16 protein-coding genes and 1 pseudogene are annotated in these 16,343 nt (G+C 63.3%); 5 read left to right on the top strand and 12 right to left on the bottom strand.

Annotated elements, in window-relative coordinates:
- Positions 1–7: 7 nt before the first annotated feature.
- The 7 genes and pseudogenes from NLX68_RS13655 to NLX68_RS13685 form a co-directional block, all read right to left on the bottom strand.
- A complete protein-coding gene (locus NLX68_RS13655; protein ID WP_010224326.1) occupies positions 8–781 on the bottom strand; it encodes an enoyl-CoA hydratase in 774 nt (257 codons plus the stop codon).
- A 14-nt stretch (positions 782–795) separates the two neighbouring features.
- Positions 796–1,923, bottom strand: a complete 1,128-nt coding sequence (locus NLX68_RS13660; protein WP_254284438.1) for an acyl-CoA dehydrogenase — start codon at positions 1,921–1,923, stop codon at positions 796–798.
- An 8-nt stretch (positions 1,924–1,931) separates the two neighbouring features.
- Complete coding sequence (locus tag NLX68_RS13665; protein ID WP_254284439.1) at positions 1,932–3,125, bottom strand: acetyl-CoA C-acyltransferase; 1,194 nt, start codon at positions 3,123–3,125, stop codon at positions 1,932–1,934.
- Positions 3,126–3,143: 18 nt separating this feature from the next.
- Positions 3,144–3,911: an SDR family NAD(P)-dependent oxidoreductase gene (locus NLX68_RS13670; RefSeq protein ID WP_254284440.1), complete on the bottom strand. Its 768-nt coding sequence runs from the start codon at positions 3,909–3,911 to the stop codon at positions 3,144–3,146.
- A gap of 12 nt (positions 3,912–3,923) precedes the next feature.
- A pseudogene (locus NLX68_RS13675) lies at positions 3,924–4,148 on the bottom strand (AMP-binding protein); the annotation flags it as partial.
- Between the two features lie 245 nt (positions 4,149–4,393).
- Positions 4,394–5,425, bottom strand: a complete 1,032-nt coding sequence (locus NLX68_RS13680) for an AraC family transcriptional regulator (RefSeq protein WP_254284441.1) — start codon at positions 5,423–5,425, stop codon at positions 4,394–4,396.
- Positions 5,426–5,498: 73 nt separating this feature from the next.
- Positions 5,499–6,362 (bottom strand): LysR substrate-binding domain-containing protein, encoded by an 864-nt coding sequence (locus NLX68_RS13685; RefSeq protein WP_254284442.1) that lies wholly within the window; start codon positions 6,360–6,362, stop codon positions 5,499–5,501.
- Between the two features lie 112 nt (positions 6,363–6,474).
- Between NLX68_RS13685 and NLX68_RS13690 the strand changes: the two genes are divergently transcribed.
- Both NLX68_RS13690 and phnX read left to right on the top strand, forming a co-directional pair.
- A complete protein-coding gene (locus NLX68_RS13690; protein WP_254284443.1) occupies positions 6,475–7,581 on the top strand; it encodes a 2-aminoethylphosphonate--pyruvate transaminase in 1,107 nt (368 codons plus the stop codon).
- A gap of 56 nt (positions 7,582–7,637) precedes the next feature.
- Positions 7,638–8,465 carry a phosphonoacetaldehyde hydrolase gene (gene phnX, locus NLX68_RS13695; RefSeq protein WP_254284444.1) on the top strand — a complete coding sequence of 276 codons (828 nt, stop codon included), beginning with the start codon at positions 7,638–7,640 and terminating at the stop codon, positions 8,463–8,465.
- 65 nt (positions 8,466–8,530) lie between these two features.
- Here phnX and NLX68_RS13700 read toward each other — a convergent pair whose 3' ends face one another.
- Complete coding sequence (locus NLX68_RS13700) at positions 8,531–9,085, bottom strand: NADPH-dependent FMN reductase (protein ID WP_010224342.1); 555 nt, start codon at positions 9,083–9,085, stop codon at positions 8,531–8,533.
- 150 nt (positions 9,086–9,235) lie between these two features.
- Here NLX68_RS13700 and NLX68_RS13705 point away from each other — a divergent pair, with 150 nt between their 5' ends.
- Positions 9,236–9,454, top strand: coding sequence for a hypothetical protein (locus tag NLX68_RS13705; RefSeq protein ID WP_254284445.1), 219 nt, complete (start codon positions 9,236–9,238; stop codon positions 9,452–9,454).
- Positions 9,455–9,460: 6 nt separating this feature from the next.
- On the opposite strand, the gene NLX68_RS13710 is transcribed toward NLX68_RS13705, so the two are convergent.
- The 4 genes from NLX68_RS13710 to NLX68_RS13725 form a co-directional block, all read right to left on the bottom strand.
- Positions 9,461–11,716: an Orn/Lys/Arg decarboxylase N-terminal domain-containing protein gene (locus NLX68_RS13710; RefSeq protein WP_010224344.1), complete on the bottom strand. Its 2,256-nt coding sequence runs from the start codon at positions 11,714–11,716 to the stop codon at positions 9,461–9,463.
- A gap of 78 nt (positions 11,717–11,794) precedes the next feature.
- Positions 11,795–12,541, bottom strand: a complete 747-nt coding sequence (dnaQ, locus tag NLX68_RS13715; RefSeq protein ID WP_367949536.1) for a DNA polymerase III subunit epsilon — start codon at positions 12,539–12,541, stop codon at positions 11,795–11,797.
- An 88-nt stretch (positions 12,542–12,629) separates the two neighbouring features.
- A complete protein-coding gene (gene rnhA, locus NLX68_RS13720; protein ID WP_254284446.1) occupies positions 12,630–13,076 on the bottom strand; it encodes a ribonuclease HI in 447 nt (148 codons plus the stop codon).
- 50 nt (positions 13,077–13,126) lie between these two features.
- Positions 13,127–13,885, bottom strand: a complete 759-nt coding sequence (locus tag NLX68_RS13725; RefSeq protein ID WP_254284447.1) for a class I SAM-dependent methyltransferase — start codon at positions 13,883–13,885, stop codon at positions 13,127–13,129.
- A gap of 79 nt (positions 13,886–13,964) precedes the next feature.
- On the opposite strand from NLX68_RS13725, the gene gloB reads away from it, so the two are divergent.
- Together gloB and NLX68_RS13735 are read left to right on the top strand one after the other, a co-directional pair.
- Positions 13,965–14,744 (top strand): hydroxyacylglutathione hydrolase, encoded by a 780-nt coding sequence (gloB, locus tag NLX68_RS13730; RefSeq protein ID WP_254284448.1) that lies wholly within the window; start codon positions 13,965–13,967, stop codon positions 14,742–14,744.
- 99 nt (positions 14,745–14,843) lie between these two features.
- The gene (locus NLX68_RS13735; RefSeq protein WP_254284449.1) at positions 14,844–16,265 is read left to right on the top strand and encodes a transglycosylase SLT domain-containing protein; all 1,422 of its coding nucleotides are present in this window, start codon (positions 14,844–14,846) and stop codon (positions 16,263–16,265) included.
- Positions 16,266–16,343: the final 78 nt, after the last annotated feature.

Here is a 16,343-nt window from a genome sequence, read left to right on the forward strand (position 1 = left end):
GTGCATTTCAACGATCCTTGAACTGCGCCTCACGCTTGGCGATGAACGCCGCCATGCCTTCCTTCTGGTCTTCAGTGGCGAAGGCCGCATGGAACACCCGGCGCTCGAAACGCACGCCCTCGGCCAGGTTGACCTCAAAGGCTCGGTTGACGCTTTCCTTGACCATCATGGTCATCGGGATCGACTTGCTGGCGATGGTCGCGGCCACTTTCAGCGCTTCCTCCAGCAACTCGGCCTGCGGTACTACCCGTGCGACCAGGCCAGCGCGCTCGGCTTCCTCGGCGCCCATCAGGCGGCCGCTAAGACACAGCTCCATGGCCTTGGCCTTGCCTACCGCACGGGTCAGGCGCTGGGTGCCGCCCATGCCCGGCAGCACACCGAGGTTGATTTCCGGCTGGCCAAACTTGGCGTTATCGGCAGCAAGGATGAAGTCGCACATCATCGCCAGCTCACAACCGCCGCCCAGGGCAAACCCCGACACGGCGGCGATGATCGGCTTGCGCCGGTTGGCGATGCGATCAGCGTCGCTGAACAGGTCATCGACGTAGATCTGCGGGTAGCGCAGGTCGGCCATTTCCTTGATGTCGGCGCCAGCCGCAAACGCCTTGGCGGAGCCGGTCAGCACCACGCAACCGATGTTCGGGTCGGCTTCGAGCTGGTCCAGGGCCTGGTTGATCTCGCCGACGATCTGCGCGTTCAGGGCATTGAGCGCCTGAGGGCGGTTGAGGGTGATCAGGCCGACCTTGCCGTGGATGTCCAACAGAATGGTTTCAAATGACATGCAAGCTGCTCCCTTCAAAGATTGCGCGCAATGACCATGCGCTGAATGTCGCTGGTGCCTTCGTAGATCTGGCAGACCCGCACATCGCGGTAGATGCGCTCCAGCGGAAAGTCGCTCAGATAGCCATAACCGCCGAGGGTCTGCAAGGCATCCGAACAGACCTTTTCAGCCATTTCCGAGGCGAACAGCTTGGCCATCGACGCTTCGACCAGCGCCGGGCGCCCGGCATCGCGCAGCGCCGCGGCATGCAGGACCATCTGCCGGGCCACGGCAACGCGGGTGGCCATGTCGGCCAAGCGGAAGGCCACGGCCTGGTGCTCGATCAACGGCTTGCCGAAGCTTTCGCGCTCGCGGGCATAGTCACGGGCCACCTCGAAGGCCGCACGGGCCATGCCCACCGATTGCGAGGCGATGCCGATACGACCACCTTCAAGGTTAGCCAGGGCGATCTTGTAGCCTTCACCCTCCTCGCCCAGGCGGTTGGCCACCGGCACGCGCACGTTGTCAAAGACGATCTGGCAGGTGTCGGAGGCGTGCTGGCCGAGCTTATCCTCGACTCGCGCCACTTGGTAACCCGCTGAGTCGGTGGGCACGATAAAGGCACTGATGCCGCGTTTACCGGCCTTGGGGTCAGTCACGGCAAACACGATCACCACACCGGCGTTCTGCCCGGAGGTGATGAACTGCTTGCAGCCGTTGAGCACGTAGTGATCGCCATCTCGGTGGGCGCGGGTCTTCAGGCTGCTGGCATCGGAGCCGGCCTGCGGCTCGGTCAGGGCGAAGGCACCGAGCATCGCGCCACTGGCAAGCGGCGTGAGGAACTGCTGTTTCTGTTGCTCATTGCCGAACTTGAGGATCGGTACGCAGCCCACCGAGTTATGCACGCTCATGATGGTCGAGCAAGCACCGTCGCCGGCGGCGATTTCTTCCAGGGCCATGGCATAGGCGACATAACCGGTGTCGCTGCCGCCCCACTGCTCCGGCACCAGCATGCCAAACAGGCCCAGCTCGGCCATCTCCTGGATGGCCTCCTTGGGAAAGCGGTGTTCGCGGTCCCACTGCTCGGCGAATGGCCGCAGGCGCTCCTGGGAAAACTGGCGCACCGCATCGCTGATTTGCTGTTGTTCGTCATTGATTAGCATGGTGCACCTCAGTACAGACACTCGACGGCCATGGCCGTGGCTTCACCGCCGCCGATGCAGATGGCGGCAATCCCGCGATGCAGGCCTTTCTGGCGCAGGGCCGCGAGCAAGGTGACAAGGATGCGTGCGCCCGAAGCACCGATCGGGTGGCCCAGGGCGCACGCGCCGCCATGGACGTTGACCTTGTCGTGCGGCAGGTCCAGGTGCTTCATCGCCGCCAGGGTGACCACGGCGAAGGCTTCGTTGATTTCGAACAGGTCGACCTCGGCCAGGCTCCAGCCGGTGCGCTTGATCAGCTTGTCGATGGCACCGATCGGTGCGCTGGGGAACAACGCCGGGGTGTCGGCAAATGCCGCGTGACCATGGATCACCGCCAGCGGCTTCAAGCCTTGCTTCTGCGCCTGGGAACGGCGCATCAGCACCAGCGCCGCAGCACCGTCGGAGATCGAGCTGGAGTTGGCCGCGGTCACAGTGCCGCCGTCGCGGAAAGCCGGCTTGAGCTGCGGGATCTTGTCCAGGCGAGCCTTGGGCGGCTGCTCGTCGTCGCTGACCAGGCGCTGGGTCTTGCCCTCGGTCACTTGCACCGGAACGATTTCGCTGGCAAAGCTGCCGTCCTTGATCGCTTGCTGGGCGCGGGTCAGCGAGGCGATGGCGAAATCGTCCTGCTGCTCACGGGTAAATTCATTGCTCTGGGCGCAGTCCTCGGCAAAGGTGCCCATCAGCCGGCCCTTGTCGTAGGCATCTTCCAGGCCGTCGAAGAACATGTGGTCGATGATCTTGCCGTGGCCCATGCGGTAACCGCTGCGGGCCTTGTCCAGCAGGTAAGGAGCATTGGACATGCTCTCCATGCCGCCGGCCACAACCACATCGGCGCTGCCGGCCAGCAGCAGGTCGTGGGCCATGATCGCCGCCTGCATGCCCGAACCGCACATCTTGTTCAGGGTGGTGCAGGTGGTGGCCTTGTTCAGGCCGGCGCCCAGCGCCGCCTGACGCGCCGGGGCCTGGCCCAGACCTGCCGGCAGCACGCAGCCGAACAGCACCTGCTCGACGCTGTCAGGCGCTACCCCGGCACGCTCGACAGCAGCGCGGATAGCCGCAGCACCCAGCTGCGGCGCGGTCAGGCTTTTCAGGTCGCCCTGCAGGCCGCCCATGGGCGTGCGCACGGCGCTGACGATTACGATCGGATCATTGGCAAGGGTCATGATTGTCTACTCCGAAAATTACTTGGCAGCCATGCGCAAGGCGCCGTCGAGACGGATCACCTCACCGTTGAGCATGCTGTTTTCAATGATGTGGCGGGCCAGCGCGGCGTATTCCTGCGGACGGCCCAAGCGTGGTGGGAACGGTACTCCGGCGGCCAGCGAGTCACGTACTTCCTGGGTCATGCCGGCCATCATCGGGGTTTCGAAAATGCCCGGGGCGATGGTCATCACACGGATGCCGAAGCGTGCCAGTTCACGGGCGGCGGGCAAGGTCAGGCTGGCGATCGCGCCCTTGGAGGCGGCGTAGGCGGCCTGGCCGATCTGGCCGTCATAAGCGGCGATCGACGCGGTGTTGATGATCACCCCGCGCTCACCGTCGGTGCCCGCCTCGCCTTCGGCCATGGCCGCAGCGGCCAGGCGCAAGAGGTTGAAGCTGCCGATCAGGTTGACGTTGATCACCCGGCTGAAGCTGTCCAGGCCATGGGGGCCGTTCTTGCCCAGAACCTTTTCGGCGCCAACGATACCGGCGCAATTGATCAGGCCATGGAGACTACCGAAGGCGGCAACGGCGGCATCGACCGCGGCCTTGGCGGCGGCCTCCTGACTGATATCGGCAACTGCAAAGCGTGCCTTGGTGCCCAGCGCCTGGGCCTTGGCAGCGACCGCCTCGGCATTGAGGTCGACCAGCATCACCTGGGCTCCGGCCTCGATGAGCATCTGTGCGGTGGCGGCGCCCAGGCCGGAGGCTGCGCCGCTGACGATGAAGTTCTTGTTGGCAATCTGCATGATGGTCTTTCCTCAGGCGCTGGCGGTCGAAGCCTGCGCGGCTTGTTGTTTGGCAATTTCCTGGTTACGCAGGATGAAACGCTGCAGCTTGCCGCTCGGGGTCTTGGGCAGTTCGCTGACGAATTCGATTTCCCGTGGATAGGCGTGGGCGTACAGGCGCTGGCGGACATGCTGTTTCAGCGCCTCGGCCAGTTCCTCGCAGGGCTGTGTGCCGCTGGCCAGCACCACGAAGGCCTTGGTCGGCAAACCAAGGCTGCCTTGCAGGGCGGCCGCAGCGGTATGCGGGTAGTTGAATCCTTGCGCCGCGGCACGGTAATCACGCATCGCCAGACTCCTCGTTTTTTATTGTTGGAATAAAACGATTGATCTGAAGATAGTCGCGCCAGAGCCGTTACGGGACAATGGCCAAAGCTGTCAATCTGGATGACTGGTTTGGCCTCAAGGATTGCGTGGACCGTTTGCCAACGTTGCCGCAGCCGCGATCATCGCGCCGGTGGATGGGTTTCACCCTGCCCGATCAGCGTCCGATAGTGGCCGGGGTTGCAGCCATACCATTTGCGAAATGCCTTGTAGAACGAGCTGCTGTCGGCGAACCCCAGACGCTCGGCAATTTCGGCGAAGCTCACCTGCGCCTCTGCCAGCCAGGCAATCGACAGCTCTTTGCGCACACTGTCCTTGAGGCCCTGGTAAGTCGTGCCTTCTTCGGCCAGACGGCGACGCAGGGTCGAGGCCGATATGCACAGCTGCTGGGCCTGGGTTTCGGTTTCCGGCCACTCGCCGGCGGGTAGCTGGCGCAACGTTTCCTTGATCCGTCGCGCGAGGCTGGCCGGGTCACGGTACTTGACCAGAATGTTGGCCGGCGCCTCGGCCAGAAAGCGCTGCAACTCTTCCGGCGTACGTTTGAGCGGCAGGTCCAGGCAATCGGCAGCGAAGATCATCCGCGTACGCGGGCGGCAGAACTGCAGGTTCTCCGAAAACATTACCCGGTAGTCATCGCAAAATGGCGGTTCAGCACAACGCAGCTCGATGGCCAGGATCGGAATGCGCCGCCCGGCCAGCCAGCAGGCAACCCCATGGACAATCATCCAGAAAGTAAAATAGGTGAAGGCCCGGCGCGGCTCATCCAGCGGCTCGCCGATGACGATTTCCGCCAGGCTCTGCTGGCGCACCAGGACCGGCTGCAGGTGCTCGAGCATCAGCCCGAGAAACGCCAGGGCGCTCTCCAGCGCGGCGCCCAGGGTTGGCTGGGCCATGGAAGAACGGCACAGGAAGGCCAGGCTGCCGGTGCGCAGGCCGCGCGGGTCCATGCAGAAGAATTCATCGTGGCAACGGCGAGCGAGCAAGCGCCAGAGCTGCGCGTAGGCACTGGCCGGCACCCGTGCATCAGCTTCGTGCAGTTGCCCGGGATCGATCCCCACGCGGCCGAGCAAGGCCTGGCTGGGTGCACCCGGGGCATAACTCTGCAGCAGCGCTTCACGCACCAGTTGCATGGAGATGGTGTCTTTCTCCGTCATCAGCAGTATTTCGCCTTGCCTGTGTTATTTGATCGCCATCTTAGGAGCCTGCCGGGAAAAAACCAGCCCTGGCTCAGCGTACCGGAGCCAGCTTGAGAAAAGCCTGGATCAGGCGCAGTTCGCGGCGCCGCTGCAAGCAGCCGATCATGTGCTGGTTGACCAGCCCCGATCCGGCGATGGGCCGTGCCACCACCCGCGGGTCATGGCTGATTTCCGCCGAAGACACGATGCCGATGCCAAGCTGCGCAGCCACGGCTTCAGTCACTGCTTCACGGCTGTCGAGCTCCAGCAGGACCCGAGGCTGAACACCGGCCTCACTGCAGGCCTGATCGAACGTGCGGCGGGTGATCGAGCTGGGTTCGCGCAGCACCATGATCTGTGCGTCCAGTTCCCTCAACTGCAGCTCACCTGTACTGCCCGCCCAAACGTGTCCGGCCGGTAGCAAAGCGCAGATCCGTGAATCACCAAGGCTTTGCAGGTACAGGCCCTTGCGCGGTTCGACTTCGGTCAGGACCGCCACATCGGCATGCTCGCAGAGCAGCGCTGCCAGGGTTTCCTGGGCGTTGCCCAGGCGCAGGTTGACGGTGATGCCCGGGTAAGCCGCACGCAACTGCGCCAGCATCGGCATGACCCGGTGCGGGCCGTCGGCCGCCACTTCCAAGCGCCCGGTGAGCAACTGCCGGTTGGCCTCGAGCATCACCTGCGCTTCTTCGGCCAAACCGAACATGGCGCGGGTAATCGCCGCCAGGCGAATGCCCTCCTCGGTCAGCTCGACCCGCCGGGCGGTGCGACGCAGCAAGGTGATCTGGTAATGCTCCTCCAGGGCTTTGATATGCCCGGTCACCGCCGGCTGGCTGATGAACAGGCGGTTGGCGGCGCGGGTAAAACTGCCCTCACGGGCCACGGCATCGAAAGCGCGGAGCTGGAACAGGTTCATATCTATCGGCCTGACTTATGGCTGGCATAACAACAAACAATTTGATTGATGGCGCACGTAATTGCAACTTAGGCCCCATAGATTCAGCCCACCGCTTGTGAGGATTACCGGAATGAGTAACGCCCCTCTCCTGCTGACCCCCGGCCCCCTGACCACCTCAGCCCGTACCCGCCAAGCGATGATGGTCGACTGGGGCTCATGGGACCGCGACTTCAACCAGCTGACCGCCAGCCTCTGCGAGCGACTGCTGACCATCGTCAACGGTACCGACAGCCACCACTGCGTGCCCCTGCAAGGCAGCGGCACCTTTGCCGTGGAGGCCGCCATCGGCACCCTGGTACCTCGCGATGGCAAGGTCCTGGTGCTGATCAACGGCGCCTACGGCCAACGCCTGGCGAAGATCTGCAAGGTCCTGGGGCGTGCCTGCAGCATTTTCGAAACCGCCGAAGACCAGCCGACCACCGCCGCCGACGTCGATCGCCTGCTGGCCGCCGACAGCAGCATTACCCACGTGGCGCTGATTCACTGCGAAACCAGCACTGGCATTCTCAACCCACTGGCGCAGATCGCCCAGGTCATCGCCCGCCACGGCAAGCGTCTGATCATCGACGCCATGAGCTCGTTCGGCGCCTTGCCGATCGATGCCCGCCACGTGCCGTTCGATGCCTTGATCGCCGCGTCGGGCAAATGCCTGGAAGGTGTGCCCGGGATGGGCTTCGTGTTTGCCAACAAACAGTCGCTGGCCGCCGCCGAAGGCAACTCGCCATCGCTGGCCATGGACCTGCAGGACCAGCATGCCTACATGGCCAAGACCGGCCAATGGCGCTTCACCCCGCCCACCCACGTGGTAGCGGCGCTGCACGAGGCCTTGCTGCAATACACCGAAGAAGGCGGCCTGCCCGCCCGCCATCAGCGCTATGCCAGCAACTGCAAGACGCTGCTCGACGGCATGGCCGCGATCGGCTTGCGCAGCTTCCTGCCGGCTGAGATCCAGGCGCCGATCATCGTCACCTTCCATGCCCCGCAAGATCCGCGCTACCAGTTCAAGGACTTCTACGAGCGGGTCAAGGCCAAGGGCTTCATCCTCTACCCGGGCAAGCTGACCCAGGTCGAGACCTTCCGCGTCGGTTGCATCGGCTGTGTCGGCCCGGAGGGCATGCAGGCTGCGGTCAATGCCATCGCCCACGTCCTGCAGGAAATGGAAGTGCTGGACATCTGACACCACGAATTCCTTTTACCTGACCAGCGCAACCACCCGCTCAAGGAACCCAGAACATGAACTACAGCAATCCGACCCACCTGCAAGCCGCGATCCTCGACTGGGCCGGCACCGTGGTCGACTTTGGCTCCTTCGCCCCGACGCAGATCTTCGTCGAGGCCTTCGCCGAGTTCGACGTCGAAGTGTCCATTGAGGAAGCCCGTGGCCCGATGGGCATGGGCAAGTGGGACCACATCCGCACCTTGTGCGACCAGCCGCAAATCGCCGAGCGCTATCGCAAGGTGTTTGGCCGCACCCCGAGCGATGCCGACGTCACCGCCATTTATGAACGCTTCATGCCGCTGCAGATCGAGAAGATCGCCGTACACTCGGCGCTGATTCCCGGTGCCCTCGACACCTTGACCGGGCTGCGCCAGGACGGCCTGAAGATCGGCTCGTGCTCGGGCTACCCGAAAGTGGTGATGGACAAGGTGGTGGCGTTGGCGGCGCAGAACGGTTATGTGGCCGATCACGTGGTGGCCACCGACGAAACCCCGAACGGGCGCCCGTGGCCGGCCCAGGCCTTGGCCAACGTGATTGCCCTGGGGATCGATGACGTCGCCGCCTGTGTCAAGGTCGACGACACCGTGCCAGGCATCCTCGAAGGTCGTCGTGCCGGCATGTGGACGGTAGCGCTGGTGTGCTCGGGCAACGCCCTGGGCCTGACTTACGAAGGCTACCGCGCCCTGGCCTCGGACACGCTCGAACGCGAACGCAAGCGCATTCATGCCCTGTTCGAAAGCGCGCGCCCGCACTACCTGATCGACACCATCAACGAATTGCCGCAAGTGATTGCTGATATCAACAAGCGCCTGGCACGAGGCGAGATGCCGCAGGCGGTGTAAAACCACCCTCGCGGGGCAAGCCCGCTCCTACAGGTAGGAGCGGGCTTGCCCCGCAATTAGCTGCCTCACTTCTGATGCCGCTCGACCCACACGGCAAATTTGTCGATAAAGGCCTGCAAGAACGGCCGGGTCTTCTCCGACAGTTTGCCGTGCTCATCGAACAGCGTTGCCGCCCCTGCGATATACGCCTCCGGCTGCTGCATGCACGGCACATCGAGGAACACCAGCGACTGGCGCAGATGATGGTTGGCGCCGAAGCCGCCCACCGCGCCGGGCGACACACTGATCACCGCCCCCGGCTTGCCGTTCCAGGCGCTCTGACCATAGGGCCGCGAGCCCACATCGATGGCGTTCTTCAACACCCCCGGCACCGATCGGTTGTATTCCGGGGTGACGAACAGTACCGCATCACTGCTGCGAATCTGCTCGCGAAAGGTCTTGTAGGCCTGAGGCGGATTGGCGTCGATATCCTCGTTGTACAAGGCCAGTTCGCCGATTTCGACACTGTGCAGTTTGAGGTTGGACGGCGCGAGCTCCGCCAGCGCACGGGCGACCTTGCGGTTGAGGGACTCCTTGCGCAAGCTGCCGACGACGACGGCGACTGAATACACCTGGCTCATGGCAATTTCCTGACGTGAAGAAGAAAGGGAGTTGTAGGTATAGATGATCCCGCCCGGGTCTGAAGTTTTTTTCCGTTCGGGCAAAACTTACCAGGCAAAACAGTGGTCTATGCCTGACAGATCCTTATTTCTTCAGAGGTTGCACGGTAAATGACAGCAGTACTGGTCGGACAGTTTCATGCACGGGACGCAGAGGGCCGCATCTATCCCGTTCATGAGTTCCAGGAAGCCACCCTGCAGGCCGACGGTAGTGGCGCATCCCTGCCGATTACTACCTATAAACTGGCAATCGGCGACCGGGTCAATCATCTGGGTGAGGATCGCTTCGAGCTGGTGCAAAGTGGCGTGGAAATCATCCGCATTCCCTGACCGTGCTCACACCTTGATGCAATCGACGGTATAGATCCGTCCCTGCGCAGTCGTTTCGTGCTGCAACCCATGCACATCGGCGACAAAGCCGGGAAAACCGCTATCGAAGGCGGCGGCAAACGCCAGGTAATCGATGATCGAGCGGGTTGCCTCGGTAAACCGCTCCCCCGGCATGATCAACGGAATTCCTGGCGGATAGGGCACCAGCATGACTGCGGCGATGCGCCCGAGCAACTGCCCGATCGGCACCGCCTCGACCTCCCCGCGCACCATCCGGTCATAGGCATCGGCGGGTTTGATCACCACTTCCGGCAAGCGGGTAAACAGGCGCTTGAGCTGCTTGGCGATGGCATTGCTGCGGTAGCAGGCGTGCAGTTGGTCGCACAGGTCCCGCAGGCCCAGGCCCTGATAGCGCAGCGGATCGAGCTGAGCGATGCACGGCAGGCTTTCGACCAGGCTGGTATTGGCGTCGTAGTTGCGCTTGAACTCGAGCAACTCGGTCAGCAGCGTGCTCCATTTGCCCTTGGTGATGCCCATCGAGAACAGCACCAGAAAGGTATACAACCCGGTCTTCTCCACCACCAGGCCGCGCTCCCAGAGAAACTTGCTGACCACTGCCGCTGGAATGCCGTGCTCGCTCAAGGCTCCGCCGGCGCTGAGCCCCGGCATCACCAGGGTGACCTTGATCGGGTCGAGCAGCACGTAATCATCACTGACATCGCCAAAGCCATGCCAGTCGGCCTGAGGCTGCAACAGCCAGTCTTCGGTCGCCACCCGGCGTACGCCCTCCTCCAGCGGCGGCTGCCAGATGCTGAACCACCAGTCGTCCTTGTCCATATGCTCGCGCAGTTTGGCCATGGCCCGGCGAAAGCTCAGCGCCTCATCAAACATTTCCTGTAGCAGGGAGCGCCCGGCCGGACCTTCCATCATCGCCGAAGACACATCCAGCGAGGCAAGGATGCTGTACTGCGGCGAGGTGGAGATATGCATCATGAAGGCTTCGTTGAAGCGGTCGCGGTCCAACTGCCGGGCGCCACCGTCCTGCACATGAATCATCGACGCCTGGCTGAAGGCTGCCAACAGCTTATGGGTGGAGTGGGTGCTGAACACCAGCGGGCTGCCGGCACTGCGCGAAGTACCCATGGCGTAACGCCCGCGGAAGAATTCGTGGAACGCCGCGTAGGCGTACCAGGCCTCGTCAAAATGCAGTACCTCGACACTGTTGCCCAGTTCCTGCTTGATCAGTTCGGCGTTGTAGCACAGCCCGTCGTAGGTGGAGTTGGTCACCACCGCCAGCTTGACCTTGGCCGGCCGGCCCCGGGCCAGGGGGTTGGCCTGAATCTTGGCGTGGATCGACGCCGGGCTGAATTCACTCAGCGGGATTGGCCCGATGATGCCCAGCTCGTTGCGCTCCGGGCACAGGTACAAGGGGATGGCCCCGGTCATGATGATCGCGTGCACCACCGATTTGTGGCAGTTGCGGTCCACCAGCACCAGGTCATCACGGCCGACCATCGAGTGCCAGACGATCTTGTTGGCCGTCGAGGTACCGTTGATCACGAAGAAGGTATGGTCAGCGCCGAAGTTTTTTGCCGCGCGGGCTTCGGCGGCGGCCAGGGGGCCGGTGTGGTCGAGCAGCGAACCGAGCTCGGGCACCGACACCGACAAATCCGAACGCAGGGTATTTTCCCCGAAGAACTGATGGAACGCCTGGCCGACCGGACTTTTGCGGTAGGCCACGCCACCGCCATGACCGGGCGTATGCCATGAATAATTCGATTGCGCGGTGTGTTGCACCAGGGCCTTGAAGAACGGCGGCAGCAGTCCATCCAGGTAGCTGTGCGCCGCCCGTGCCACTTGCCGGGCGAGAAACGGCACGGTGTCTTCGAACAGGTAAAGAATGCCGCGCAGCTGGTTCAGCTCGCTCATCACATCGGCGGGGGCGTTTTCCAGCGTCACCTGCTCGCCGAGGGCGAAGATCGGCAAGTGCGGGGCACGCACCCGGGCCAGGCGAATCAGATCGACCATGTTCTGCAGCAAATGGGTGTTTTCGCCTGCGCCTTCGGCGGCAACCAGCATGCAGGCAAGGCCATGGTGGGTCGAGGCGACCAGGCGAGCTTCGGCGTAATCGATCGCCGGCAGGATGGTGAGACCGTCCTGGGCCAGCTCCTGGGCAATACCGCGGACACGCTCGCCGGCGACCGTATCGGCCTTGATGTCGCGATGCACGATCAGGACGGGAAACTTGAGGTCCTTGTACATGGGCGGGCGCTTCCTCCGAGTGACAGCTGCGTCAACTCAGGGTAGAAGGTCGCCAGCGCCTCTGCGCGGCAAATTGCCTCAGTTTGCGTCGGCCAGCTGCTGCCACAGTGCCGGGCCACCGGCGGACTTGGCAATCGCCTCCAGGCGTGCCATGTGCAGCTCGAGCTCTTGCTCGCTGGCGCGGATGATCCGCCCTGGCTGTCGGCTGGCGGGCAGGCGGCGGATCTCGCTGGCACGGTTGTCTTGCCCCTCCTCCTCGCCGTCGGCACCGTGCCCGGCCAGCGACAGGCTGGTCTGGCCGCCGGTCATGTTCAGGTAGACGTCGGCCAGCAGCTCCGAGTCGAGCAGCGCGCCGTGCAGCTCACGGCCAGAGTTGTCGACGCCGTAGCGCTTGCACAGGGCGTCAAGGTTGTTGCGCTGGCCCGGATGCCGGGATCGAGCCAGCATCAGGGTGTCGAGAATGGTGCAGTGCTGGGTGATATCGGCGCGGTCGCGCTGACCGAGCAAGGCGAACTCGTTGTTGATGAAGCCAACGTCGAACGCCGCGTTGTGGATGATCAGCTGGGCGCCCTGGATGAACTCGAAGAATTCATCGGCGACCTCGCCGAAACGCGGCTTGTCGAGCAGGAAGGAATCGGTGATGCCGTGGACGCCGATGGCGCCTTCATCGCTCTCGCGGTCCGGTTGCAGGTAGACGTGGAAGTGCCGCCCGGTCAAGCGTCGGCCCATCAACTCGACACCACCGATCTCGATGATTCGGTGGCCGTCGGTGACCGGCATGCCGGTGGTTTCGGTGTCGAGGACGACCGACCTGTTGTTCTGAATCTCCACGCCGGGGGTCTCCTGCCGCGTACAGTCTGGTGAAAAGCCGGCCATTCTACCTCAGCTCAAGGATGAGTGGCGGCCGCTGTGCTCAACGCAGACCACGGACCTCGTCAACGCCACGGTTGGCCAACTGGTCGGCGCGCTCGTTGCCATGATGGCCGACGTGCCCGCGCACCCACTTCCAGGTGACCTTGTGCCGGCCCACCTGCTCATCGAGCAATTGCCAGAGGTCGGCGTTCTTCACCGGCTCTTTGGAGGCGGTCTTCCAGCCACGCTTCTTCCAGTTGACCATCCACTCGGTGATGCCTTTCATCACATACTGGGAGTCGGTCACCAGCAGCACTTCGCATTCACGCTTGAGCGCTTCCAGGCCCTTGATCGCGGCCATCAATTCCATGCGGTTGTTGGTGGTGTCGCGCTCGCCGCCCCACAGTTCCTTCTCGACGCCCTTGCAGACCATCAGCACACCCCAGCCACCCGGACCAGGGTTACCCTTGCAGGCGCCATCGGTAAAGATCTCGACGCTATCGCTCATTTACAGCCTTTTCATCAATGATTTGACCCCGTGCCCTTGGGGCCCGGAACTCAGGGTTCGGAATGGCGCCGGTTGACCTTGGCCATCGGCAGCGGCAGCAGCTTGCCCATCGGTTCGCGGCGTTCCAGACGCAGGGGCCGCAAACCCACCACCATCTTGCGCGCCACCAGCAGGTAAACGCCGCCACCGGCACTCTGCCAGCCACCGGCGACCCGCTCCCAACCGGCCAGGCGCTGTTGCCAGGCGGGGGATGCGAGCGGCGGACGATAGCACCCGAAGCGGCGTTTCTCCAGCGCGAAGCCCAGCAGGTTGAGCCAGTCGCCGACCCTTGAGGGGGAAATGCAGCGCGCCTTGCGCAGGGCATCATGGGCAAACACCCGACGCACGCCCCAACTGCTCCAGGGGTTGATACCGACGATCAGCAGATGGCCGCCCGGGCGCACACTGCTGGCGGCCTCGCGCAAGAGGCCATGGGGCGACAGGCTGAAGTCCAGGCCGTGCTGCAGCACCACAACGTCGGCGGCGTGCTCGCTCAGTGGCCAGGCCTGTTCTTCGCAGACGATCTCGACCCCCGGCAGCGGCGCACCCAAGCGCACGTTGCGCTGCACCTGCGGGGCTTTGGGCGGCGCTTCGGCGCAGGGGCCGTAGTGCACCAGGTAACCGCCGAAGTAACGCCCCAGCTCCTCTTCGAGCAGGCGTTGTTCCTCCTTGAGCATGAGTTGCCCGAGGGGGCCGGCGAACCAGTCGCGGGCCAGGCTGATCAGCTCCAGCCACTGCGGATCGGCCTGGGCGAAGGCTTGATCGGTCATTGCAGTCTCCCTTGAAGGTTCTCGACAGCGCGCATAGCTACTAAGATGCACCCATGTCCACCGTTTGGCGAATCGCACCATGATACAGATCGATGCCCTGCCCGCTTTCAACGATAACTACATCTGGTTGTTACAAGATTCTGCCAGCCAGCGTTGCGCGGTGGTCGATCCGGGCGATGCAGCACCGGTACTGGCCTGGCTTGAACGCCATCCCGGCTGGCAACTGAGCGATATCCTCATCACCCACCACCATCACGACCATGTCGGTGGCGTCGAGCAGCTCAAGGCGCGGACCGGCGCGACCGTCTACGGCCCCGCCCAGGAGCGCATCCCCGGTCGTGACCAGGCCCTGGACGACAACGCCAGCGTGCGCGTTCTGGGCTTGGATTTCCAGATCATCGCCGTCCCTGGACACACCCTGGGGCACATTGCCTATTATTGCCAGCAAACGGCCACACCCGTGCTGTTCTGTGGCGACACCTTGTTCGCCGCTGGATGCGGGCGTCTGTTCGAAGGCACCCCGGAGCAAATGCACCATTCCCTGCAGCGCCTGGCCGCCCTGCCCGCCGAAACCCTGGTGTATTGCACCCACGAATATACCTTGAGCAACCTGCGCTTCGCCCAGGCCGTCGAGCCTGAAAACCCGCACATTGCCCAACGCTTCGCCGACGTTACCGAGCTAAGGTCACAAGATCGCATCACGTTGCCTTCAACCCTGGCCCTGGAAAAGCTCACCAACCCCTTTCTGCGGACCTCCGTAACATCCGTTAAAGAAAAACTAGACGAACGGAATGGCCCGATAAACCCCACGCCAAGTGCTGTTTTTGCTGGGTTGCGCGCTTGGAAAGATCGGTTCTAAACAGCCGCTGTTGGTGACGGAAAGTTCTGAAAGGTTGACCGTTGAGGGGCCGCTTTCTAGAATCCCCCGACATTTTTGCCCGGAACTTTGTCCCAGCCAATGTCGTCCACTAGCCGCAGAACCTTCAATTCCGTCGCCCTGACGCGCCTGGCCCAAGCCAGTGCGCTGGCCCTGGCCGCCACCCTTGTGGGCTGCCAGAGCACCCGTCAAGTCGACGAATCCGACAGCGTTCGCGCGCACAACTACCAGGCTCGGGCCAAGCAGAAACCGCTGATCGTACCGGTCAAACCGGTGGAGCAAGCGCCTCAGGACGTCTGGGAACGCATGCGCCAGGGCTTCGTGCTGCAGGACGGCGTTGCAGTCAACCCACGCATCGAACAGCAACGCCTGTGGTTTGCCAGCAACCCCTCGTTCCTGGAAAACGCCGGCGACCGCGGCAGCCTGTACATCCATTACATCGTCGAACGCCTCGAAGAGCGCAACATGCCGCTGGAGCTGGCCCTGCTGCCAGCGATCGAAAGCGCCTACAACCCAATGGCCTATTCACGGGCCCATGCGGTAGGCCTGTGGCAATTCATCCCCTCCACCGGTCGTTACTTCAACCTGCGCCAGACCCGCTTCTACGATGGCCGTCGCGACATCACTGCCTCGACCAACGCCGCGCTGGACTACCTGACCCGCCTGCACGACATGTTCAACGGCGACTGGCTGCTGGCCCTGGCGGCCTACAACGCCGGTGAAGGCACGGTCAGCCGCGCCATCGAGCGCAACGAGAAGCTGGGCCTGCCAACTGACTACTGGAACCTGCCACTGCCGCAGGAAACCCGCGACTACGTGCCCAAGCTGCTGGCCCTGTCGCAGGTGGTGATGACACCGCAGGCCTATGGCGTCAACCTTAACCCGATTGCCAACGAACCCTACTTCGAAGCGATCGCGATCAAGGACCGCCTCGATCTGTCGCGGGTCGCCGCCCTGGCCGAAATCGACGAAGACGAGCTGTTCCAGCTCAACCCGGCATTCAAGAAGCGCATGACTGTCGACGGCCCGCAGCAGTTGCTGGTGCCGACCGCCAAGGCACAGCTGCTGACCGCCTCGCTGTCGAACATGAAGCCTGAAGAGCTGCTGACCCTGCAGCCGAAAAAAGCCGTGTTCGAAGCTGCCATGGCCGAAGCCGCGCCGCGCACCAGCACGACCCGCAACAGCCGCTACCGGGTCAAGCGTGGCGACAACCTGGCCAGCATCGCCAAGGCCAACAAGGTCAGCGTCAAAGACCTGCAGCGCTGGAACAAGCTCTCCGGCCAACGCCTGAAGACCGGCCAGACCCTGGTGATGCAGAGCACCCAGCCGGCTGGCGCGAAGAACCAGAAAAAATCCACCCAGTACAAGGTGCGCAAAGGCGACTCGCTGTACCTGGTGGCCAAGCGCTTCAACGTCGAGATGCAGCACCTCAAGCGCTGGAATCCACGCAGCGGCCACGCCCTCAAGCCGGGCCAGACCCTGACCGTCTACCTCAATCATTGAGGTCCGCGCTCCGGTCGCTGACCGGAGCGCCCTGCAGCGCCCCATGCGGCACTCTTTTTCCAGTCGATACAAGCTGTT

The sequence above is a fragment of the Pseudomonas sp. SBB6 genome (assembly GCF_024213215.1).
Lineage (GTDB): Bacteria > Pseudomonadota > Gammaproteobacteria > Pseudomonadales > Pseudomonadaceae > Aquipseudomonas > Aquipseudomonas donghuensis.